Source organism: Rhodoferax sp. GW821-FHT07F03 (assembly GCF_059418745.1).
In genome coordinates, this window is sequence record NZ_JBWKQM010000001.1 from 58,615 (window position 1) to 78,271 (window position 19,657).

General features: G+C 64.3%; 14 protein-coding genes. 4 read left to right on the plus strand and 10 right to left on the minus strand.

Features of this window, described 5'->3' with window-relative positions:
* Window positions 1–12 precede the first annotated feature (12 nt).
* The 3 genes from AC07R0_RS00275 to AC07R0_RS00285 all read right to left on the minus strand — a co-directional run bounded on the left by AC07R0_RS00275 (window position 13) and on the right by AC07R0_RS00285 (window position 2,157).
* Entirely contained in the window at window positions 13–525 is a 513-nt protein-coding gene (locus AC07R0_RS00275; protein ID WP_495103326.1) for a hypothetical protein, read from the minus strand.
* A 75-nt stretch (window positions 526–600) separates the two neighbouring features.
* Complete coding sequence (locus AC07R0_RS00280) at window positions 601–1,284, minus strand: alpha/beta hydrolase (RefSeq protein WP_495076331.1); 684 nt, start codon at window positions 1,282–1,284, stop codon at window positions 601–603.
* A gap of 21 nt (window positions 1,285–1,305) precedes the next feature.
* On the minus strand, window positions 1,306–2,157 hold the full coding sequence (locus tag AC07R0_RS00285; RefSeq protein WP_495103327.1) for a dioxygenase family protein: 852 nt from the start codon (window positions 2,155–2,157) through the stop codon (window positions 1,306–1,308).
* Between the two features lie 96 nt (window positions 2,158–2,253).
* On the opposite strand from AC07R0_RS00285, the gene AC07R0_RS00290 reads away from it, so the two are divergent.
* Complete coding sequence (locus AC07R0_RS00290) at window positions 2,254–3,150, plus strand: LysR family transcriptional regulator (RefSeq protein WP_495103328.1); 897 nt, start codon at window positions 2,254–2,256, stop codon at window positions 3,148–3,150.
* A 144-nt stretch (window positions 3,151–3,294) separates the two neighbouring features.
* On the opposite strand, the gene AC07R0_RS00295 is transcribed toward AC07R0_RS00290, so the two are convergent.
* Window positions 3,295–3,906: a DUF4142 domain-containing protein gene (locus AC07R0_RS00295; protein WP_495076334.1), complete on the minus strand. Its 612-nt coding sequence runs from the start codon at window positions 3,904–3,906 to the stop codon at window positions 3,295–3,297.
* 169 nt (window positions 3,907–4,075) lie between these two features.
* Window positions 4,076–5,722, minus strand: coding sequence for a sensor domain-containing protein (locus AC07R0_RS00300; RefSeq protein WP_495103329.1), 1,647 nt, complete (start codon window positions 5,720–5,722; stop codon window positions 4,076–4,078).
* Window positions 5,723–6,179: 457 nt separating this feature from the next.
* Here AC07R0_RS00300 and AC07R0_RS00305 point away from each other — a divergent pair, with 457 nt between their 5' ends.
* Together AC07R0_RS00305 and AC07R0_RS00310 are read left to right on the plus strand one after the other, a co-directional pair.
* Complete coding sequence (locus AC07R0_RS00305; protein WP_495103330.1) at window positions 6,180–7,157, plus strand: diguanylate cyclase domain-containing protein; 978 nt, start codon at window positions 6,180–6,182, stop codon at window positions 7,155–7,157.
* Between the two features lie 2 nt (window positions 7,158–7,159).
* Complete coding sequence (locus AC07R0_RS00310) at window positions 7,160–12,772, plus strand: PAS domain S-box protein (protein WP_495103331.1); 5,613 nt, start codon at window positions 7,160–7,162, stop codon at window positions 12,770–12,772.
* 23 nt (window positions 12,773–12,795) lie between these two features.
* On the opposite strand, the gene AC07R0_RS00315 is transcribed toward AC07R0_RS00310, so the two are convergent.
* From AC07R0_RS00315 to AC07R0_RS00325, 3 genes are all read right to left on the minus strand, one after another.
* On the minus strand, window positions 12,796–14,205 hold the full coding sequence (locus AC07R0_RS00315) for a 3'-5' exonuclease family protein (RefSeq protein ID WP_495103332.1): 1,410 nt from the start codon (window positions 14,203–14,205) through the stop codon (window positions 12,796–12,798).
* Between the two features lie 75 nt (window positions 14,206–14,280).
* Window positions 14,281–15,384, minus strand: coding sequence for a YncE family protein (locus tag AC07R0_RS00320; protein ID WP_495103674.1), 1,104 nt, complete (start codon window positions 15,382–15,384; stop codon window positions 14,281–14,283).
* A gap of 82 nt (window positions 15,385–15,466) precedes the next feature.
* Window positions 15,467–16,279, minus strand: coding sequence for a creatininase family protein (locus AC07R0_RS00325; RefSeq protein ID WP_495103333.1), 813 nt, complete (start codon window positions 16,277–16,279; stop codon window positions 15,467–15,469).
* A gap of 245 nt (window positions 16,280–16,524) precedes the next feature.
* Here AC07R0_RS00325 and AC07R0_RS00330 point away from each other — a divergent pair, with 245 nt between their 5' ends.
* Complete coding sequence (locus AC07R0_RS00330; RefSeq protein WP_495099080.1) at window positions 16,525–17,346, plus strand: HDOD domain-containing protein; 822 nt, start codon at window positions 16,525–16,527, stop codon at window positions 17,344–17,346.
* 12 nt (window positions 17,347–17,358) lie between these two features.
* Here the strand turns inward: AC07R0_RS00330 and chrA are convergent, their stop codons facing one another.
* Complete coding sequence (gene chrA / locus AC07R0_RS00335) at window positions 17,359–18,705, minus strand: chromate efflux transporter (RefSeq protein WP_495103334.1); 1,347 nt, start codon at window positions 18,703–18,705, stop codon at window positions 17,359–17,361.
* Window positions 18,702–19,646: a chromate resistance protein ChrB domain-containing protein gene (locus tag AC07R0_RS00340; RefSeq protein WP_495103335.1), complete on the minus strand. Its 945-nt coding sequence runs from the start codon at window positions 19,644–19,646 to the stop codon at window positions 18,702–18,704. The genes chrA and AC07R0_RS00340 overlap by 4 nt, the downstream gene beginning before the upstream one ends.
* Window positions 19,647–19,657: the final 11 nt, after the last annotated feature.

Consider the following 19,657-nt stretch of genomic DNA (forward strand, 5'->3'; position numbering starts at 1 on the left):
CGGCTCCAGTGGCTACCAGCGGATTTCCGCAAATCCCAGGTGGTGCATGAACTCCCGCAGTATCAGCAGCGTGGCGGCAAAGCTAGGGGTGTCTGGAATACCCGCACTGGCCACGGGCCGGCCCTGGGATAGGGCGGCGAGCAGATCGAACAGGCGTTCGATCGTATCGATCGACATGCTGCGACCACGTACGCCAACCAGGTCGGCCATGGCTTGCAGGGCCGGGTCGGCGCTGAACAATGCCATGTTATCGGCAACGACGCTGCGGGCCAGGGTGACTTCATCCTCCACGACCATGATGGCGTTCTCGATTTCGCCGGGCGTGGGCGGCGTGTGCTTGAAGAACGCGGCCGCCGTTTTCTGCGACCCGATGGCCAGCGACAGCACTGCGCTCGGTATTGCGTCGCGGCCTACGGCCAGCGCCGTGGCGGCCTCGCCGATATGCAGCACGGTGATCGCTGTACCGGGGGGGAGCTGGAGGCGTGCGGCGGCGTAGTCGCGCTGGATGGTGGTGTCGGCGTCCATGGTTTTCTTAAAGGAAATATGCCGCTGGCGCAGGTAATACCTGCGCTGGTAGCTATCAAATCAGGAGTGTTCGCCTTATTGCGCGGGCAACACCTTGTGTAACCAGGCCAGAAAGTCGGCATGCGTGGCCGCGCTGATGCCGTGGTCCATGGGATAGAGCCGGGTCTCGTGGGCCACACCCAGCATGGTCAGCAGCTCGTCGGCGCGCTCGGCCCAGGCGACGGGCAGCTTGCTGTCGGCCGTGCCATGGGCCACAAAGGCTTGCAGCTGGTGCAGGCGCGCTGGCGCGGCCAGGTGCGGCTCCAGCTCGGGCAGGATGCGCCCGGACAGCAGGCCGAAGCCCGCCACCCGCTCGGGCGTGCTCAGGGCCAGGCTGGCCGACATGATGCCGCCCTGGCTGAAGCCGGCCACCACGGTGCGCTGCGGGCTGACGCCATAGGCGGTTTGCAATTGTTCGACAAAGCGGATCAAGGTCAGCCGGCTGCTCTCGGCTTCGGCCGCATCGATGCGCGGCCCCTGCGCGCCAAAGGCCACGCGGAACCAGGCGAATTGCTCCGGGCCCAGCGTCAACGGGCCGCGCGCCAGCACCACCAGGGTATTGGGCGGCAGATCGCTGGCCAGGTCCGCCAGGTTGGTTTCGGAGCCGCCCACGCCGTGCAGCAGTACCAGGCAGGCCTGGGGCTGGGCGGGAGCGGGTTGCAGCAGGCGGAATGCCAGGCTGAAGTCGGGACTGGTCTGCAGGGGGCTCAGGGTGGGCATGGCGGATGTTCCAGGTTGCATTCAGTGGGTGGTTTCAGTGCTGGCTGCGGGCAGACCCCAAGCATAAGACTCCATGGCCAGCACGTGGTAGGTGGTACCCCCATCCAGCACCTGCACGGGTTCGGCATGGCCGCGTGCGCCCATGGCCACCAGCAGCGGTAAAAAGTGTTCTTCGGTGGGGTGCGCCCGTTGTGCGTGCGGGGCTTGCTGGCGGTAGTCCACCAGCTTTTGCGTGTCGTTCTGGCTCACGGCCTGGCGCACCCAGCGGGTGAAGTCTGTGACGTATTCAGCGGTGATGCTGTCGGGGCCGGCCTGGAAGTCCACCTCGTACAGGTTGTGCGTCATGCTGCCTGTGGTCACCACGGCCACGCCCAGGGCGCGCACGGCGGCCAGTGCCTCACCCAGCTGCAGGGCGGTGCCAGCGTTCAGGCCCAGGGGCAGGGACACCTGGAATACCGGCACATTGCCGGCGGGCAGCAGGTGGCGCAGCGGAACCCAGGCGCCGTGGTCCAGACCGCGCTGCCCGTCCATGCTGGTGGGCCAGCCGGCGGCTGCCAGCAGCTCGGCCACTTGGGCCGCCAGGGCAGGGTGGCCGGCCACAGGGTAGTGCAGCGCGTACAGCGGCGCGGGGAAGCCGCCAAAGTCGTGCACCGTCTCGGGCGCGGCACTGGTGGACACGCGCACGCCACGGGTTTGCCAGTGTGGCGACACCACCAGCACGGCGTCGACGTCCTGCAACTGCTGGCCTGCGGCCTGCAGCAAGGGGCCCAGCTGGCCAGGCTCTAGCGCAAACGTGGGGGCGCCGTGGGAGATGAAGAAAACCGGGGCCAGGCTGACGGTGGCAACGGCGTTGACAGGGGGGGCTGAGGTCATGGTGGTGTCCGGTGAAAGCATGGACTCCACTGTATCTATGGCTGTTGCAGAGATAAATGACCTGAAATAAGATTCATTGTTTCAGTGGGTAAGACAATGGACCGTTTCCTGGAGATGCAAACCTTCGCAGCCGTGGTGGATGCCGGCAGCTTTGTGAAGGCGGCTGATAGCCTGGGCCTGTCCAAGGCGGCGGTGTCGCGCTATGTGGCGGACCTGGAGGCCCGCCTGGGTGTACGCCTGCTGCAGCGCACCACCCGGCGCCTGTCGCTGACCGAGGCGGGCCAGGTGTTTTATGCACGCAGCAAGGAGCTGCTGGCCGGTGTGGACGAGGCAGAGGCGGAACTCACCTCGCGCAGCGGCGCGGCCAGCGGCCTGCTGCGCATCAACGCGCCGGTCACCTTTGGCATCCTGCACCTGGCACCGCTGTGGGGGCTGTTTCGCAGCCAGTACCCGGATGTGGCGCTGGACCTGACCCTGGCCGACCGGGTGGTGGATCTGGTGGAGGAGGGCTACGACATGGCTATCCGCATTGCCACCCTGCCCAGCTCCACGCTGGTGAGCAAGCGCCTGGCCAGTACCCGCATGCTGCTGTGCGCGTCGCCTGCCTATCTGGCCGCGCATGGCACACCGCTGCATCCGCGCGAGCTGGCCCGGCATGCCGTCATCGCCTATACCTATTGGGCGGCCAAGGACGAGTGGCATTTTGACGGCCCTGAGGGGCCGGTCAGCGTCACCACCCGCCCCTGCATCCATGCCAACAACGGCGACACCTGCCGCGCAGCGGCGCTGGCGCACCAGGGCATCATCCTGCAGCCGGGTTTTCTGGTGGGCGAAGACCTGGCCGCCGGTCGGCTGGTCGAACTGCTGCCAGCCTATCGATCGCTGGAGATGGGTATCTACGCGGTGTACCCCAGTCGCAAACATGTGCCGCCCAAGGTGCGGGCGCTGGTGGACTTTCTGGCGACGGCGTTTGCGCAGGTACGGGCTTGGTAATGTCGGTTGGGCCAGTTTGGCCGGTTGGATGGGCTGGGGAAGGCGGCCCTGTGTCCGCTGAAGGTTCAGTGTCAAAAAGGGCCGCTAGCGCACATTTTGTATGCGCGAGTAGCTACTAAAATTGTAGCGTTTGCACGGTGCCGCTTATGCGGGAACCAGCTGGTTGGCCGTGTCCAGGTTGCGCTGCATTGCCGGCAGCAGCTTGTCGGCCAGCAGTTTCAGCTCAGGGTCCTTGGCCGTTTTCTGGATCTTCTGCAGCAGCTCCACCGCGGTTTCGTGGCCACCCACGCCGACGCGCTTCAGGTACTGGCTGTCAAAGGTGTTGCCAGACAGCGCTTTCAGGGCGGTTTCCTTGGTCTTGTTCACCACGCCAACGCCTTGCGGAAGTTTCACGTTCTTGGCCGCACCCAGCTGCTCTACCTCGGTCAGAGCTTTGGTGTGTTCCTCCATGACGTCCTGGGCATACTTTTTCACATTGGCGTTCTGCGACTTTTCCAGGGCCAGCTTGGCGGCCTCTACTTCGGACCGCGTTGCTTGCGCCAAGTCGCCCAGCATGGCACTGTCGGTGAAACTGAGTTTGCTGCTGTCTGCCGTGGCGCCGGGGGGGGTATCGGCCATGCTGGGCACACCCGTGGTTTGCGACCAGACTGGTGAGGCCGATAGTGCCAGGGCAGATACCGCCAGGCCGGCCAGCGCAAGTTGGGCTCGGCGCTTGCGAGGCGACCGTGTCTGCAGGGGGGGAGATGGGTGGAACATGGAATACCTCCTTCAATCGGTGGAATGAAGTTGCAGTGGCAGCACCCACGCACATCTTTTGCCTGGGCCGCGTGCTGCAACGGCTAGGGTTTCAGTGTCCCTCCAGGGGCGGTCCATGTCCGCAGGAGATGGCCCCCGTCCTGCGTAGGACATTTCTGGCGCGCGCCGCTCAGGCGGCAGCGTAGAACCGGTAAGTGTTCTTGCCCGCGCGCTTGGCTGCATACATGGCGGTGTCGGCGCTTTGGATCAGGGCCGCTGGCGTGGCGCCATCCTCCGGATGGAGGGCAATGCCGATGGAAGCGCCAATCTGCACGGTTTGCCCCTGCAGTACGACGGGCGTGCGGATGGTGGCGACGATGCGGTTGGCGATCTGTGCCACGTCGTCCTGGTTCAGCGGGTTGTCCAGCAGGATGATGAACTCGTCGCCGCCCAGACGGGCCACTGTGTCGTTTTGCCGTACCAGCGCCAGCAGCTTTTGCGCCACCAGTACCAGCAATTCGTCGCCCACGTCGTGGCCCAGTGTGTCGTTGACATGCTTGAATTGGTCCAGGTCCAGGAACATCAGGGCTAGCCGGCGTGGCTCGCGTGCGGTCTGGGTGATGAGCTGGCTGAGCCGGTCGGTCAGCAGCTGGCGGTTGGCCAGGTCGGTCAAAGGGTCGTGCAGCGCCAGGTGGCGGATGCGTTCGTCCTTGCGCCAGCGTTCGGTGATGTCGTTGAACACCGAGACATAGCGCGTAGCCGTGTCGGCCGAGCCCGGAATGGTGGTGATGCTCTGCCATTCCAGAAAGGCTTCGCCATTCTTGTGCCGGTTCCATAGCTCACCGGCCCAGTGGCCTTGCTGGGTCAGCGCGTGGCCAATGGCGGCGTAAAAGGCGTCGTCGTGGTGGTGCGAGCGCAGCAGCTGCGAGGGGCGGCCCACCACCTCGTCCGGGCTGTAGCCAGTGATGGCTGTGAAGGCCGGGTTGACCGACAGAATCATGCTGTCGGCATCGGTCACCATGATGCCGTTGACGGTGTTGCTGAACACGCTGGCGGCCAGCTTGAGCTCGCTCTCGGTGGTCTTGATGTAGGTCACATCGTTGACCAGCACAAAGAAGCCGGCCACTTCGCCCCGGTGGTTGTGGTCCGGGATGTAGTGGGTCAGGGTGTAGCCGGTGCTGCCATCGGCCTTGGTCATGGCGCGTTCGAACCGTTGCCGTTCGCCGGCTAGGGCGCCCTGCACATAGGCTTCGTTCAGCTTCCACATGGCCGTGCCCAGCAGCTCCAGCATGGTGCTGCCGATCACGTCTTCGGATTGGATGTTGAACCATTCCAGGTAGGGCTTATTGGCAAAGTGGCAGCGCAGGTTTTTGTCCCAGTAGGCGACCAGGCTGGGCATGGCGTCGGTGATGGTCTGTACAAAGCGTGCGCTCTCGGCCAGCTCGCGGGTTATTTCCTCGGCGCGCCGGCGTTCACCCAGCAGCTCCATCTCGATCTTGTGGCGCTCCAGTGCCACGAAAAACACCCAGTAGTAGCAGTCTGCGCCGGCAAACATGCCACGCTGGCAGTTCACCATTACCGGGACGCTGGCCTTGTGGGCGTCCTGGATCTTGAGGTTCATTTCGCTGACCATGCCTTGGTTGCGTAGCAATGCCCATATATGGGTTTGTACAAAGATGCGGCTGGGCAGGGGGAGTAAATCTTCCAGCGCGCACTGCCTGAGCTGCTGTGCCGAGCGGCCCACCAGGCTGGCCAGACTGTGGTTGGCGGCCTGTATATAGCCTGCGTGGTCGGTCACCAGAACTGCGCAGGGTAACTGGTCCAGCGTGTCCATCATGCTGTGGTGCTCTGGCGGGTGGATAGGCTTCTCCTGGTGCGATGTTTTGCGTTGTAGCTTATCCCAGTCCCGTCGCGTTCGGCCTTGCACTGGAGGGGGGCGGCAGAAAAATTGGGACCGCCCCTTGGAGCCAAATCCAGAGCCCAACCCATGGACCCCGAAGCCCTGCATGTGCTGCCCATGCCAATCCCTAAATTGCAAGTTTTTACATCCAGAGCGGAGCTGGGAACGCCTCCTATATATTGGGTATGAATCAGGCTTGCGGCGCAGTTGCTGCGTGCGCGGGATGCTACTAAAAGCGTAGTATTTCCACGATCACCCCAGGGCTGCAACAGGAGTGGGCCATTGCTACCCAAGTCGATGCAAAACAGAGATACTGCTGCGGTCACCCAAGTGGGCAAGTCGCAGCCGGAGCAGTTCGGTACGGGGTTCTGGCCATCCATCATTCCGCGGGACAATGAATAAGAGCAGCATTCTGTTGGTCGACGATGACCCCGTCATCATCCATCGCATCAGCCGCATTCTTTCAGAGGTGGCTATGCTGCGTTTCGCTACCAATGGTGAAGTCGCCCTGCGCCTGGCCCGTGAGGCCATGCCGGATCTGATTTTGCTGGACTCTGAAATGCCTGGCATGAGTGGCTTCGAGATATGCGAAATATTGAAGGCTGACCCCGAGTTTTCTGATGTGCCGGTAATCTTCGTCACCAGCCATAGCGATACGGCGGTACATGTGGCGGGGCTGGAACTGGGTGCGGTGGACTTCATCGCCAAACCCATCAGCGAACCGCTGCTGTTGGCGCGTGTCAAAACCCAGTTGCGCATCAAACGCCTGACGGATGAACTGCGCCGTATTTCTACCGTGGACGCCTTGACGGGCCTGGCCAATCGCCGCCGCCTGGACGAACGCTTGGAGCGTGAATGGCTGCGCAGCATGCGTGACAAAGACCCCATCGCGCTGCTGCTGGTGGATGTGGATTTCTTCAAGCTCTTCAACGACCACTACGGCCACCCCGAGGGAGACGCCTGCCTGCAGGCCGTGGCGCGGGTGTTGATGGAAAGCTGCCAGCGCCCGGCCGATCTGGCAGCCCGTTATGGCGGTGAGGAGTTCGCGATTTTGCTGCCGCAAACCACGCTGGCCGGTGCCGAATTGGTGGCGCAGCGGGTGCTGGACGCCATGGCCCGCCAGGCTATGCCGCATGCGGCTTCATCGATCGCTGGCAACGTGACGGTGAGCGTGGGGATAGGCCATGTGGACGTGCCCGGCAGTGAGGGCCAGATGCGTGATCTGGTGGCTGCGGCGGACCAGGCCTTGTACGCAGCCAAGAGCGCGGGGAGGGCCAGGGCCTGGCATATGGCTGCTGAACCCCTGCAGCTGCCGGCACCCGGGGCTGCCATGCTTCGGCCACCCAGTGGCCCGGATGTACCGGCTACCTGACCATGCAGCCCGCCACCCTGTGGAAGTCCACCCAGGAATGGCTGCGCCAGCCCAAGGTACGGGCCAGGCTGGTTTTGCTGTTGGGGCTGGTATTGACCTGCTGGGCTACCCTGTGGCAAGCCCGGCAGAACGCGGCCAATGCAGCCAGCCACTTTGACAGCCTGGTTCAAAGTACCCTGGAGCAGTTGAACGACCGCCTGGGCATCTATGAATACGGACTGCGTGGCGCACGCGGTGCGGTACTGGGGGCCGGTTTCGACCGGCTGGACCGCCAGCATTTCCGTGAATACGCCGCGTCCCGGAATGTAGAAAAGGAGTTTCCGGGGGCGCGCGGCTTTGGCGTGATACGCCGGGTGGCGCAGGCGGACGAGGCGGCCTTTGTGGCGTCGGCCCAGCGCGATGGCTGGCCGGACTTCGCCGTGCGGCAGTTCAAGCCGAATGCGGGCGAGCGCTATGTCATCCAGTTTTTGGAGCCGATTGAGCGCAACCGAGTCGGCATAGGCATGGATGTGGCTTCTGACGCCAGCCGCAGATCAGCAGCCGACCAGGCCATGCGCACCGGCCAGGCAACCATTACCGAGCCCATCAGGCTGGTCCAGGACCCGGCCAATGCACCCAGTTCTTTTTTGCTGCTGCTGCCTATCTACCGGCCGGGTGCTTCCGTGGTGGACCCGGCGGCACGCGAGGCGGCTCTGGAGGGCTGGTCTTATGCGCCCTTGATGATCTCGGAGATGCTGCGCAATGTAGAAATACACCGCGACCAGCTGGTTCTTTCGCTCAGCGATGTATCGGACAAGGGCGAGCAGGTTTTTTACCGTTCATCCTCTGCGGAGCCCGTTCCGGACTCGCTGGGCCAGCGCACCTCCCTTTCCATTTATGGTCGCACCTGGGTGGTGGATGCCAAGGTTTTACCGTCGTTTTTCGACCACCTGGACCCGCTGGACCCGCGCTGGGTGGCTCTGGCGGGTCTGGTGATAAGCATGCTGGTGGCGGCCCTGGTCGGTATCCGCCAGAAGGAGCTGGCGCAGGCCGAACTGGTGCGTCTGGAGCGTTCGCGCCGTGCCTCCATGGTGGACTATTCCGCCGATGCCATCGTGGGGGAGACGCTGGATGGCCGTGTGACTGACTGGAACCCGGCAGCCGAGCGCCTGTTTGGCTACACCGCAGAACAGGCCCAGGGCCAAATGCTGGCGGCGTTGCTGCTACCTCCGGAGCGGGCCCAGGAAGATGCCGACATTCTGGCGCGTATATCCCATGGCGATGTGCTGCCGCTGTTTGACACGACGCGCATGCACCAGAACGGCAGCATGCTGGATGTGTCTGTGGCGGGGGCACCCATGCTGGGGGCTGACGGCCGCTGTATAGGCATCGTGAAAGTCATACGGGATATCGGGCCCACCAAGCGTGCCGAGCTGCGCGTGCGTGAGCTCAATGCCAGCCTGGAGCAGCAGGTGCTGGAGCGCACCGCACTGCTGGATGCGGCACGGCGTGATTTGCGGCTGATTCTGGACGCCGTGCCTTCGCAGATCGGATACTGGGACAAAGGTCTGTTGAACCGCATGGCCAACGAGGCCTATCGCAACTGGTTTGGCATCGACCCCGTGGCGTTGCGCGGCACACATATGCGTGACCTGCTTGGTCCCGACGTGTATGAGCGCAGCCGTCCTGCCCTGGAAGCTGCTTTGGGCGGCCAGCCCCAGAGCTTCTTCGAGCAGGAAATCCCCAGGCCAGGTGGTGGCAGCAAGCGGCATGCCCTGGTGAACTATCTGCCGGACATCGTGGATGGCGAGGTGCGCGGTCTTGTCACGCTGGTGCATGACGTGTCGGAGCTGATGGATGGCCGCGTGAAGCTGGGCGCTTTGCAGCGCGAGAACGAGGCCCTGCTGCGAACCATCCACTTGCATGCGATTGTGTCGGTCACGGACCGCGCGGGCCGGATTACCGAGGTGAACGATGCGTTCTGCCTGGTGTCCGGCTATAGCCGCGAACAGCTGATAGGACAGAACCACCGGATGGTCAGCTCCGGCGTGCACGAGCCGGATTTCTGGACGGTGATGTGGAACACCATCGCCAGTGGCCAGCCCTGGCGGGGCGAGATCTGCAATCGCGCCAAGGACGGCGCTGTCTACTGGCTGGGCAGTACGGTGGCGCCGTTTGTGGGGGCTGATGGGCAGGTGGAGAAATACATCGCGGTGGGTACCGACATCACTGCGTCCAAGCTGGCGGAGCAGACCCTGCGTGCCAGCCAGGCTTTCCAGGAGCGTGCCAACCGTGTCGCCAAGATCGGCGCCTGGCAGGTGGACTTGGACCCGGTGCGGGTGGTCTGGTCACCCCAGCTCAAGCTCATCCACGAGGTGCCGCCAGACTACCAACCGGGGCTGGAGGAGGGGCTGAGCTTCTACCAGTCCGAGGAGCGGTCGCTCATCCAGCGCATGGTGGAGCGGTCCATGGCGTCCGGCGAGGGCTGGGATCTGGAGGTGCCGATGCAGACTGCTCGGGGGAGGCAAATCTGGGTGCGGATATTGGGCGAAGCAGAGATGGAGCAGGGACGCCCCGTGCGCCTGGTCGGTGTGTTGCAGGACATCACCACGCGCAAGCAGATTGAGAACACTCTGACCTACGAACGCCACCTGATGACATCGTTGTTGAACACGGTACCCGACCAGATTTACTTCAAGGACATGTCCAGCCGGTTTCTGCGCATCAATCCGGGCCTGGCCAAACGCTACGGGCTGCAAGACCCATCGGAAGCGATAGGCCTGTCGGACGCAGACTTCTTTACCCAGGAGCATGCCAACAGCACGGCGGCGGTGGAGCTGAAAATCATGGAGACTGGTACGCCCCTGATCGACCTGGAAGAGCAGGAGTTTTGGCCGGACCGGCCTCCGACCTGGAACCTGACGACCAAGATGCCCCTGCGCGACGTGCAGGGCAAGGTGATCGGCACCTTCGGTATCTCGCGTGACATCACCGCCCGCAAGAAAACCGAAGAACAGCTGCACGACACCAATCTGCGTTTTGAAATGGCGGCCGAAGGTGCAGGTCTGGGTGTGTGGGATCTGGATCTGGTCCATAACACCTTGAGCTGCGATGCGCGCGTGTACCAGCAGCTGGGGGTGGCCGCGGACACTGGCGAAGCGCCTGAGTCGCTCTGGGCGCGCTGTCTGCACCCGGAGGACCTGGCGCGCTACCAGTCCCATGTCGATGCGACGGTGCGTGGTGAACACCCCATGGACATTGAATTCCGCATCCTGCGCCCGGATGCCGAGGTGCGCTACATCAAGGCTGCGGGCCGCGTCTACCGCGATGCCTTGGGTATGCCGCTGCGTTTGACCGGGGTGAACCTGGACATCACCGAACGCAAGCGGGCCGAGCTGCTGCAGGTGGAGACCAACTCCTTGCTGCAGAACGTGCTGGAGTCCGCCTCCGAAGTGTCCATCATTGCTACCGACAACCAGTTGACCATCCGGGTGTTCAACGTTGGCGCCGAGCGCCTGCTGGGTTATTCCAGCGGCGAGATGGTGGGGCGTGAAACGCCCATGCTGATCCACGACCCCGAGGAGATCTGGGCGCGCAGCCAGGAGCTGAGCGACGAGGTGGGCCATCCGGTGCTGGGGGCCTCGGTATTTACCGAGCCGCTCAGCCTGCACCAGGCCCGCGAGTGGACCTATGTGCGCAAGGACGGCAGCCGGGTCACGGTGTCACAGGTGATTACTGCCATGCGTGCGGCCGATGGCAGCATCTTTGGCTACCTGGGGGTGGCCCACGACGTCACGCGGCAAAAGCAGGTGGAGCAATCGTTGCGCGATGCGATGCTCAAGGCCGAGCAGGCCAGCGTGGCGAAAAGCCAGTTCCTGGCGAACATGAGCCACGAGATCCGCACACCCATGAACGCGGTGATGGGCCTGTCCTACCTGCTGGGGCATACGGTGCTGGACGAGGAGCAGGCCGCTTTCCTGGAAAAGATCAAGCTGGCCAGCCAGTCTCTGCTGGCCCTGATCAACGACGTGCTGGATCTGTCGAAGATCGAGGCCAATGAAATGGCGATAGAGCAGGTGCCGTTCGACCTGCACACATTGCTGCGCAATGTGTCCGATCTGATGGCCATGCAGGCCCATGCCAAGGGGCTGGAATTTCTGCTGGACTGGCCCGAGGATGTGCCGGATGTGGTGACGGGGGATGCCACGCGGTTGCAGCAGATCTTGACCAATTTGCTGAGCAACGCCGTCAAGTTCACCGAGCAAGGTCATGTGCGTTTGTCGCTGCAACGTTTGCCGGCGGGGGCCGACCGCATCCGCCTGCGGTTTTCCGTGCGTGACTCGGGTCTCGGCATTCCGCCGGCGGTGCAGGCGCGTCTGTTCGTGCCCTTTGTGCAGGCCGATGCCTCCACCACGCGCCGCTTTGGGGGCACCGGCCTGGGCTTGCACATCGTCAAGCATTTGGTCACGCTGATGGGCGGGCATCTGGGCCTGGAGAGTACCGAAGGCGTGGGCAGCGAGTTCTGGCTGGAGCTGGACTTTGGCGCGGTCGCCGCCGACGCGGCCAAGGGCCACAAACGCCAGCATGCGGTAGGCACGGGCCGTGGGCTGCTCGGCGTGCGGGTGCTGGTGGTGGATGACAGCGAGATCAATCTGGAGGTGGCCAAACGCGTTCTGGAACTGGACGGTGCGCTGGTCACCCTGGCGGCCAATGGGCGTGAAGCCATCGATATTCTGCGGGCCCAGCCTGAAGCCGTGGATGTGGTGCTGATGGATGTGCAGATGCCCGAGCTCGATGGCCTGAGCGCCACCCGCATCATCCGCCAGGAGCTGGGATTGACCCGCTTGCCGGTGATTGCCCTCACGGCTGGCGCCATGCTGGAGGAGCACCACCAAGCCCGGGCTGCCGGTATGGACGATTTCATCGCCAAGCCGTTCGATGTGCAGCACCTGAGGCGGACCATCCTGCGCCACGTGTCGGCTTTCGGCGGCATACAGGTGGTGGTGCCGGAGGCATCGGTGGCCGCGGCCGCGGCCGGGCCGGCGCAGATCGATTGGCCTACGATACGCGGGGTGGATGCCCAGGACGCCTATGCCCGCCTGGGGGGCGACTGGATGCTGTTTTATGCCATGCTCAAACGCCTGCTGCGGGAGTTTCACGCCACCAGCCTGGCACCTGTCGATGAAGACCCAGCATCCTTGAGCACCCTGGCGCAGCGCATGCACAAGTTGCGTGGCAGCGCCGGCATGCTGGGCGTGAATGCCGTGCAGCAACTCGCTGGCGAGGCCGAACAGGCCTGCGCGGAAGGACAGGCCAAGAAGGCCCGGCAACTGCTGCGCAAGCTGGATGCGCAAATGGACAGCCTGCAGCAGAGTGCCGCCCCGTACCTGGACGCCTACGACAAGCTGGTGGATGCGGTGCCGGTCGAGTCGGGCCCGCCATTGGCCCCCGAGGATCTGGCCGGCCTGTGTGATCTGCTCCAGCAGCAGAACATGCTGGCCATCCAAAGTTTTGAGGAACTGGCGGCGCAGATCAAGGCACTGCTGGGGCCAGAGCGCTTCGCCCGTTTGCGTGACGATATGGACAATCTGCAGTTCAATGACGCGGCCCAGGTTTTGGGCGCTTTGCGGGCCTGACGCGGCTGTTGCGTGGATGGTATCTATTCAGCTCTGGGCTCAGCCAGGCGCCGCACCTGGCCTGGCTTGGCCTGGGCCAGGGCTTTGCTGATGATCTTGTAGCTATCAAAGTCGAATGCGACCTGGCTGCCTTGCAGCAGCTCCTGCACTTCCTCTTCGTTGCGGGCCGTGCCCAAGTGGCGCCAGGCGTGCAGCACATGCAGGTCATCCCCCTCGCGCAGGCCTATGGCGCCAGGGTAGGGCCAGCGCTTGACCTGGTGGCGGATCAGGGCGGTGCGCAGCGCCAGATTGTGCTGGGCCACGCTTTGTTCTCCCACGCAGGCCCCCGCGCACTGGCGGATTTGGTAGGCAAAGCAGGGCTTGCCGGATGCAATTTTTTCCAGGCCCAACACGGCCCGGCAAAGGCGCTGCTCAGTAGCCAGGTCTTCCAGCAATTGCAAGGCCGCGCGGCGTGAGCGGAACGGCCCGAACAAGGTGTCCTGCACGCCCAGGCCTATGTCCGGCCCATTCACCAGGCGTGGCACCAGGGGCGTGTGCACAGAAGCAGGATCGTCCAGCCGCCAGGCGTGCAGATCGTTTTGCCGGCGCAGCTGCACATTCAGGCTGGGCTGGTGCTGCTTGACCAGGCGGGCCTCCAGCAGCAGGGCGCCGATTTCACCGGCGGTCTCCACCCAGTCGATGTCGGCCACCTGCTGGCTTAGTCGCATCTCCTTGGGGTTGGACAGCGCGGCGCTGAAATGCGCCAGCACGCGGCTGCGCAGGTTCTTGCTCTTGCCTATGTACAGCGGGTTGCGCTGCGCGTCCCAGAACAGGTAGACACCTGGCGTTTCGGGTATGCGGTCGATGTGTTCGGCGTCCAGCTGCGGCGGCACGGCGGGGCGGCCAGACAGGCTGGTAACCGCGTCCTGCAAGGTGGCGGGGGCGAAGCGGGTTTGCAGCAGCTGCCAGAACTGCGCCAGCGCATCGGCATCGGCCAGCGCGCGGTGGCGCTCGGGCATGTGCAGGCCGTGGGTGGCGACCAGCGTGTCCAGGTTGTGCCGGGCCTGCTGGGGAAACAGCAGGCGCGACAGCTTCACGGTGCACAGCACGGGCGCCTGCCAGGCGATGCCGCAGGCCTTGAATTCGGCGCGCAGAAAGCCGTAGTCAAAGCGCGCGTTATGTGCCACAAAGAGCTTGCCGCGCAGCCGGTCCAGGATGTCGGCGGCTACATCCGCGAACGTGGGCTGGCCGGCCACCATGGCGTCGCTGATACCGGTCAACTGCTGAATGAAGCTGGGGATGGGTGTGCCTGGGTCCAGCAGTTGGCTCCAGCGGCGCACGTGCGGGCCGTCGACCTCCACAATGCCCACCTCGGTGATGTGGTCCCGCCCGGCAGTGCTGCCGGTGGTTTCAATGTCCACAAAGGCCAGAGGTGGGAAGTCGTTGCTGCTCATGAGAAAAATCGGGCTCCAGCGCAGGTAATACCTGCGCTGGCAGCTATGAAAAACGCAGCATGCAGGCTGTAGGCATCAACGCATATTACCGGTGTGTCCCAGCGAGTAGCGGCCGGGCTGGGGCCAGACGGTCAGGCCGTGCGGCTCGGCGCCGACCTTGATTGACTTGACCGCGCCGCTGTCGGTGTCGAAGGCATACACCACGTCGTCGAAGCGGCCGGACAGCCACAGCGTCTTGCCGTCGGCGCTGACGTTGCCCATGTCCGGGCTGCCGCCGCCGGGGATGGGCCAGGTGGTCAGCACCTTGCGGGTGGCGAAGTCGATTACCGACACGCTGCCCTTGCCGTGGCGCATGCCGTGCACCATATTGCTGCCACGGTTAGATACGTACAGCTTGCTGCCGTCGCGGCTGGGGTACAGGCCATGCGCGCCCACGCCGGTGGGTACGGTGCCGATCTTGGTGAAGCTGTCGCCGTCCACCAGGTAGACGCCGTCGGCCATCATGTCGGCCACGTAGAAGACCTTGCCGTCGGGGGCGATGCGGATGTCTTGCGGCATGCCCTTCTTGTTCAGCTCCAGGTAGCCCACTACCTTGCGGTTCACCATGTCGATCTTGGCCAGCTTGCCGCCGAACTCGCAGGTAAACAGGGCGTAGCTGCCGTCGATGGCGAAGTCGGCGTGGTTGATGCCCTTGCACTCGGGCACGGACAGGCTGGACTTGAGCGCCATGGTGTGGGCGTCGCGGAAGTCCAGCCGCGCATGCGCCTCGGCCACCACGATGGCTTCCTTGCCATCGGGCGTGAAGTACATGTTGTAGGGGTCGTCCACCTCCACGTTCTTGCCGGGCTTGCCGGTGAGGGGGTCGATGGGGGTCAGGCTGCCGCTGTTTTTGCCCTCGGCGTTATTCGCCACCCACAGGGTTTGCAGGTCCCAGGAGGGCACCACGTGCTGGGGGCTTTGGCCCACGGGGAACTTGTCCACCACCTTCATGGTGGCCGGGTCGATCACATACACATCGTTGGAGCGCAGATTGGGCACGTAGATGCGCGGCAGTGCCTTGGCCACGGCCGGGCTCAGGCGGTCGGTGCCGGCCTCGCCGTACAGATTGCTGGCGTTGACCACCGGCGGCATGCCGGGGACGGTCTTGATTGCCTGGGCCGAGGCTGTGCCGCAGGCCATGGCTGCAAAAGCAAGAGCAGTGAGTGAGGTTTTGAAATGCATGGTGGTTTCCTGTAGAGATGCCGGTCGCGCTAGTGGTTGCCTAGTGCGCGGCCGTGCTGGTTTTGAGGGACTGGATGGTTTTGCTGACGATGGCGTCTATGCCCAACTGGCCCAGTTCGGCGCTGGCGCGGTGCGGGTCGCCGCCGTACACGCCATCGGCCAGGCCGAGCTTGGGGCCGCTGCGCATTGCGTCCTGGCGCACCATCTGGGGCGCCACGGCCATCAGCAGGGCGGTGTCGGCCAGGCCAGCATGGGTGCCGATTTCATCGTCGCGTATGCCATGCTGGCGCAGGATCTGGGCATAGCCGTCGGAGCTGGTGTCGTAGTACACCGGTGGCACCAGGGCCTGTGCCGTGGCGCCCCAGCTTTTGTTCAGCTGGGCCACCACTTGCTGGATGTCCTTCTGGTAGCCGCCGTGGTCGCCCAGAAAGACGATGTTTTTGAAGCCATGCACCTTGAAGCTGTTGGCGGCCGATTCCAGCGTTTTCTTGAACACATCGTCCGGTACGGTGATGGTGCCGGGAAAGCGCATGTGCGAAGACGTGGGCGCCGTACCGCCCTCGGGCACATAGGCGACGACGGGTGCCACCAGCGCGTTGCCCAGGCCTTCGGCGATACGTTGTGAAAGGATTTTGACCCGCGCGTTGTGCTTGCCCAGCGCCACATAGGGGCCGCTTTGCTCCGTGCCGCCAATGGGCACCAGGATGGTGGTTTTGCCGGCCTGCACCTGGTCGCGCAGCTCGGTCCAGGTCAGGTCTTCCAGAAACACGGTTTTGGGGGCTTGGGCCCACACCAGCGGTGCTGCCAGCAACAGGGCGGCACAGGCCAGTGTGTGGCGAAAGCGAAGATGCATACAAATCCTTTGGAACGTGTTTGGGGTCGGTGGCCACCACGCAGCGCAATGGGGGCACAGTGTGCAGGTTTTTGGGAACCATGGTCTTGCGGCAAGTCAAAACCCGGCTGTATACGGACAGACTGCGGTCAGCGGCATTGGTTCCGACCAGCCATATGCAGGCAAACGGGCTTTACGTGGTGGAGACTGACTATATTGGGACTATATTGATGGCATTTTCCCGCAGTCCAATCCCGGAGAACGCCATGCAACTTGAAGAAATTCTTGCCTCGGACACGCTGATTCCGTCCTTGCCCGCTACGGTGGCGCAGATTCTGGGTGAGTTTCAGAAGGAAGAGCCCGATGTGCGCCGCATTACCGAGCTGGTCTCCAGCGAGGTGGGGTTGACGGTGCGCATACTGCGGCTGCTGAACTCCGCCCGTTACGGCGGTGGGGGCCGCATTGGTACCGTGGAAGGGGCGATTCCGCTGCTGGGCCTGAAGGCCACCCACCAGTTGATCAGCGCTGCGGCGGTGGGCGGGGCCTTCAAGCAGGTGCCTGGCGTGGACATGGCCGACTTCTGGCGCCACAGCCTGGACGTGGCCAAGATCGCCCAGTCCCTGGCCGACTCCATGCGTATCGACAAGGGCCTGGCTTTCACCTCCGGCCTGCTGCACGGCGTGGGCGACCTGGTGATGAAGATCGCCATGCCCAACCAGCCTTGTTTGCAAGCCAGCTTTACCTCGGACGGCGACCGCCATGCCCGGCAAGTGGCCGAGCTGGGCTATTCCTACGCCGACGTGGGCGCCGCCTTTGCCGCCAAGTGGCATTTCCCGCAGGCCATCGTGGATGCCATCCAGCACCACCCCAACCCCAATGAAGACATAGACAGTGAAACCCTGGCCGGCATCGTCTACCTGGCCGCTTGGGGTAGCCTGGCCCATGAAATGGACCTGGACGCCCCGGCCCTGTTCGACAAATACCCCAGCCGCGTGGCTGAATCGATTGGCTTTGCCGACCAGGAAATGCTGTGCTCTGAAAACCCCATCGAATGGACCGGCCCGGCCGAAGCCGGCGACTTCGCCTGAGCCAAGCTGCTGCTAGGCGAAGGCCTGCTGCAGATACGTCCAGGCCAGGCCGGCCAACCCGGCGGCCAGCACCACCGGGATCACGCCGCGTTTGAAGCGGAACAAGGCCAGTGCGGCGCCCATGCCGATAAGGGCCGAGGGCCACTCGAAGTGCCCGGACAGCCCCTGCGGCCACAGCACGTGGTAGGCGAAGAACACCGCCAGGTTCACGATCACGCCCACCACCGCCGCCGTGATACCTGTCAGTGGCGCGGTGAATTTCAAATTGCCGTGGGTCGATTCAATGAACGGCCCGCCCAGCAGAATGAACATGAACGAGGGCAGGAAGGTGAAGAAGGTCACCACGCTGGCCGCCACCGCGCCCGACAGCAGCAGGGCCTCTGGCCCGAACAGCGCCTTGCCCCAGCCGCCGACAAAGCCCACGAACGACACCACCATGATTAGTGGCCCCGGCGTGGTTTCGCCCAGCGCCAGGCCGTCCATCATCTGCGGCGCGCTCAGCCACTGGTAATGCTCCACCGCGCCCTGGAACACATAGGGCAGCACCGCATAGGCGCCGCCAAAGGTCAGTAAAGCCGCCTTGGTGAAGAACCAGCCCATCTGCGTCAGCACCGCGTCCCAGCCGTACAGCGCGGTGAGCGTGCCCATGGCAGCCAGCCACAGGCCCAGGCATACCGCCAGCACCTGGCCAAAGCGCCGCCAATTGAACAGGGCGTGCGGCGATGTGGGCGTATCGTCGTCAATGAGTGCGGGCCCGTAGGAGGCACCAGCCTTACCGTGGCCGCCGCTGCTGCTGAACCGCGCTGGCGCAAACCGGCCCCCCAGGTAGCCTATGCTGCCCGCAGCCAGCACAATCAGCGGAAACGGCAACTGCAGCGCGAAGATGGCCACAAACGCCGCCACCGCGATGCCCCACAGCCAGGCATTCTTCAGCGCCCGTGAGCCCACCCGGTAAGCCGCATGCACCACCAGTGCGGTGACGGCCGGCTTGATGCCGTAGAACAGGCCGGCGATGGCCGGCACATGGCCGTAAGCCATGTAGACCCAGGACAGGCCGATCAAAATGAACAGCGAGGGCAGCACAAACAGCACCCCGGCCACGATGCCGCCGCGCGTGCGGTGCAGCAGCCAGCCGATGTAGATGGCGAGTTGCTGGGCTTCCGGTCCGGGCAGCACCATGCAGTAGTTCAGCGCATGCAGAAAGCGCTTTTCCGATATCCAGCGGCGCCGCTCCACCAGCTCCTCGTGCATGATGGCAATCTGCCCGGCCGGGCCGCCAAAGCTGATGAAGCCCAGCTTCAGCCAGTAGAGGAAGGCCTGGCCAAAGCTGACGGGCTGGGGGGGAGTTTGCGTATTCATGCGTCTGCTTTCATTGCTCTATACAGGCTGTCAAAAATCGGGAGGGACGCGGCCAGCAGCGCGTCGTCCGTGGCATGCAGGGCCTGCAGCCCGCGCACCAGGGCCTCAATGCCGGCGGCCTCGTCCACCGGGATGCCACCCACGTCGATGTAGTGCACCAGCGCAGCCAGGCGCTGGATGCCTGTGTCGGCATCCAAGCCAAAGCTGCGGGCCACCACCTCGAACGTCACCAGCGTGTCCACATGGCTGAACGTGGCGCCGTCGAAGTCGTAGCCCAGCGCGGCGGCCGGGCATTGCCGTGGATCTTCCAGCCAGACAAAGCGTGCGGCGGTATCCACAAAGCGCTGCACCAGCCAGGCGGTGGCCAGGCGGTCCACCCAGGGGCGTTGGCGCGTGGCCCAGGTACGGCCCTGGTAGTCGGCCCGCGCCAGCAGGGCAATGGCTGCTGCGCGCGGACTGGGCTCGCCCGGCGAGAGCTGGCGCTCCAGCGCCTGGCGCAGCGCAGACAGCGCGGCCTCTGCCTGTGCTTGCGCGGGGCCGGGGAAGAAGTCAATGCCCTGCAGGGCTTGCAGCTGTTGCTCCAGGCTGCGCAGGGTCTTGCGCAGGGTGGCCGCCGGCGCGGTTCGCAGGCTGGAGCGCGTGTGCTGAACGGACTGCAGCAGCTCCGTGTACAGGGCGGACCGGTCAAACAGGGCCAGGAACTGGCTCTCCTGCGCTGCGTTGCGTGCCGTCAGCACCAGCATATGGACGGGCGCGCCGGTTTCCAGGATGGTGTGCTCCAGGTTCCAGAGCGACTGTGCCGTTGGCGCGGTGGCGGGCAGCAGGTACACCCCTTCGCGCAGCGTGCCCGCGCCGGTGGCCTTGAGCGCGCGCCACACCCGCACGCGCAGGGCGCTGGGGTGGGTGGGCAGGGTTGTCGTCAGCAGCAGCCAGGAATTCATGTATCAATCAT

Bases quoted from the DNA above. Each gene is read 5' to 3' on its own strand.
- AC07R0_RS00325 (WP_495103333.1), bottom strand. From the start codon at position 16,279: ATGCATCTTCGCTTTCGCCACACACTGGCCTGTGCCGCCCTGTTGCTG.
- chrA (WP_495103334.1), bottom strand. From the start codon at position 18,705: ATGAATACGCAAACTCCCCCCCAGCCCGTCAGCTTTGGCCAGGCCTTC.
- AC07R0_RS00320 (WP_495103674.1), bottom strand. From the start codon at position 15,384: ATGGCCTGCGGCACAGCCTCGGCCCAGGCAATCAAGACCGTCCCCGGC.
- AC07R0_RS00275 (WP_495103326.1), bottom strand. From the start codon at position 525: ATGGACGCCGACACCACCATCCAGCGCGACTACGCCGCCGCACGCCTC.
- AC07R0_RS00330 (WP_495099080.1), top strand. From the start codon at position 16,525: ATGCAACTTGAAGAAATTCTTGCCTCGGACACGCTGATTCCGTCCTTG.
- AC07R0_RS00295 (WP_495076334.1), bottom strand. From the start codon at position 3,906: ATGTTCCACCCATCTCCCCCCCTGCAGACACGGTCGCCTCGCAAGCGC.
- AC07R0_RS00305 (WP_495103330.1), top strand. From the start codon at position 6,180: ATGAATAAGAGCAGCATTCTGTTGGTCGACGATGACCCCGTCATCATC.
- AC07R0_RS00290 (WP_495103328.1), top strand. From the start codon at position 2,254: ATGGACCGTTTCCTGGAGATGCAAACCTTCGCAGCCGTGGTGGATGCC.
- AC07R0_RS00310 (WP_495103331.1), top strand. From the start codon at position 7,160: ATGCAGCCCGCCACCCTGTGGAAGTCCACCCAGGAATGGCTGCGCCAG.
- AC07R0_RS00315 (WP_495103332.1), bottom strand. From the start codon at position 14,205: ATGAGCAGCAACGACTTCCCACCTCTGGCCTTTGTGGACATTGAAACC.
- AC07R0_RS00300 (WP_495103329.1), bottom strand. From the start codon at position 5,722: ATGATGGACACGCTGGACCAGTTACCCTGCGCAGTTCTGGTGACCGAC.
- AC07R0_RS00285 (WP_495103327.1), bottom strand. From the start codon at position 2,157: ATGACCTCAGCCCCCCCTGTCAACGCCGTTGCCACCGTCAGCCTGGCC.
- AC07R0_RS00280 (WP_495076331.1), bottom strand. From the start codon at position 1,284: ATGCCCACCCTGAGCCCCCTGCAGACCAGTCCCGACTTCAGCCTGGCA.
- AC07R0_RS00340 (WP_495103335.1), bottom strand. From the start codon at position 19,646: ATGAATTCCTGGCTGCTGCTGACGACAACCCTGCCCACCCACCCCAGC.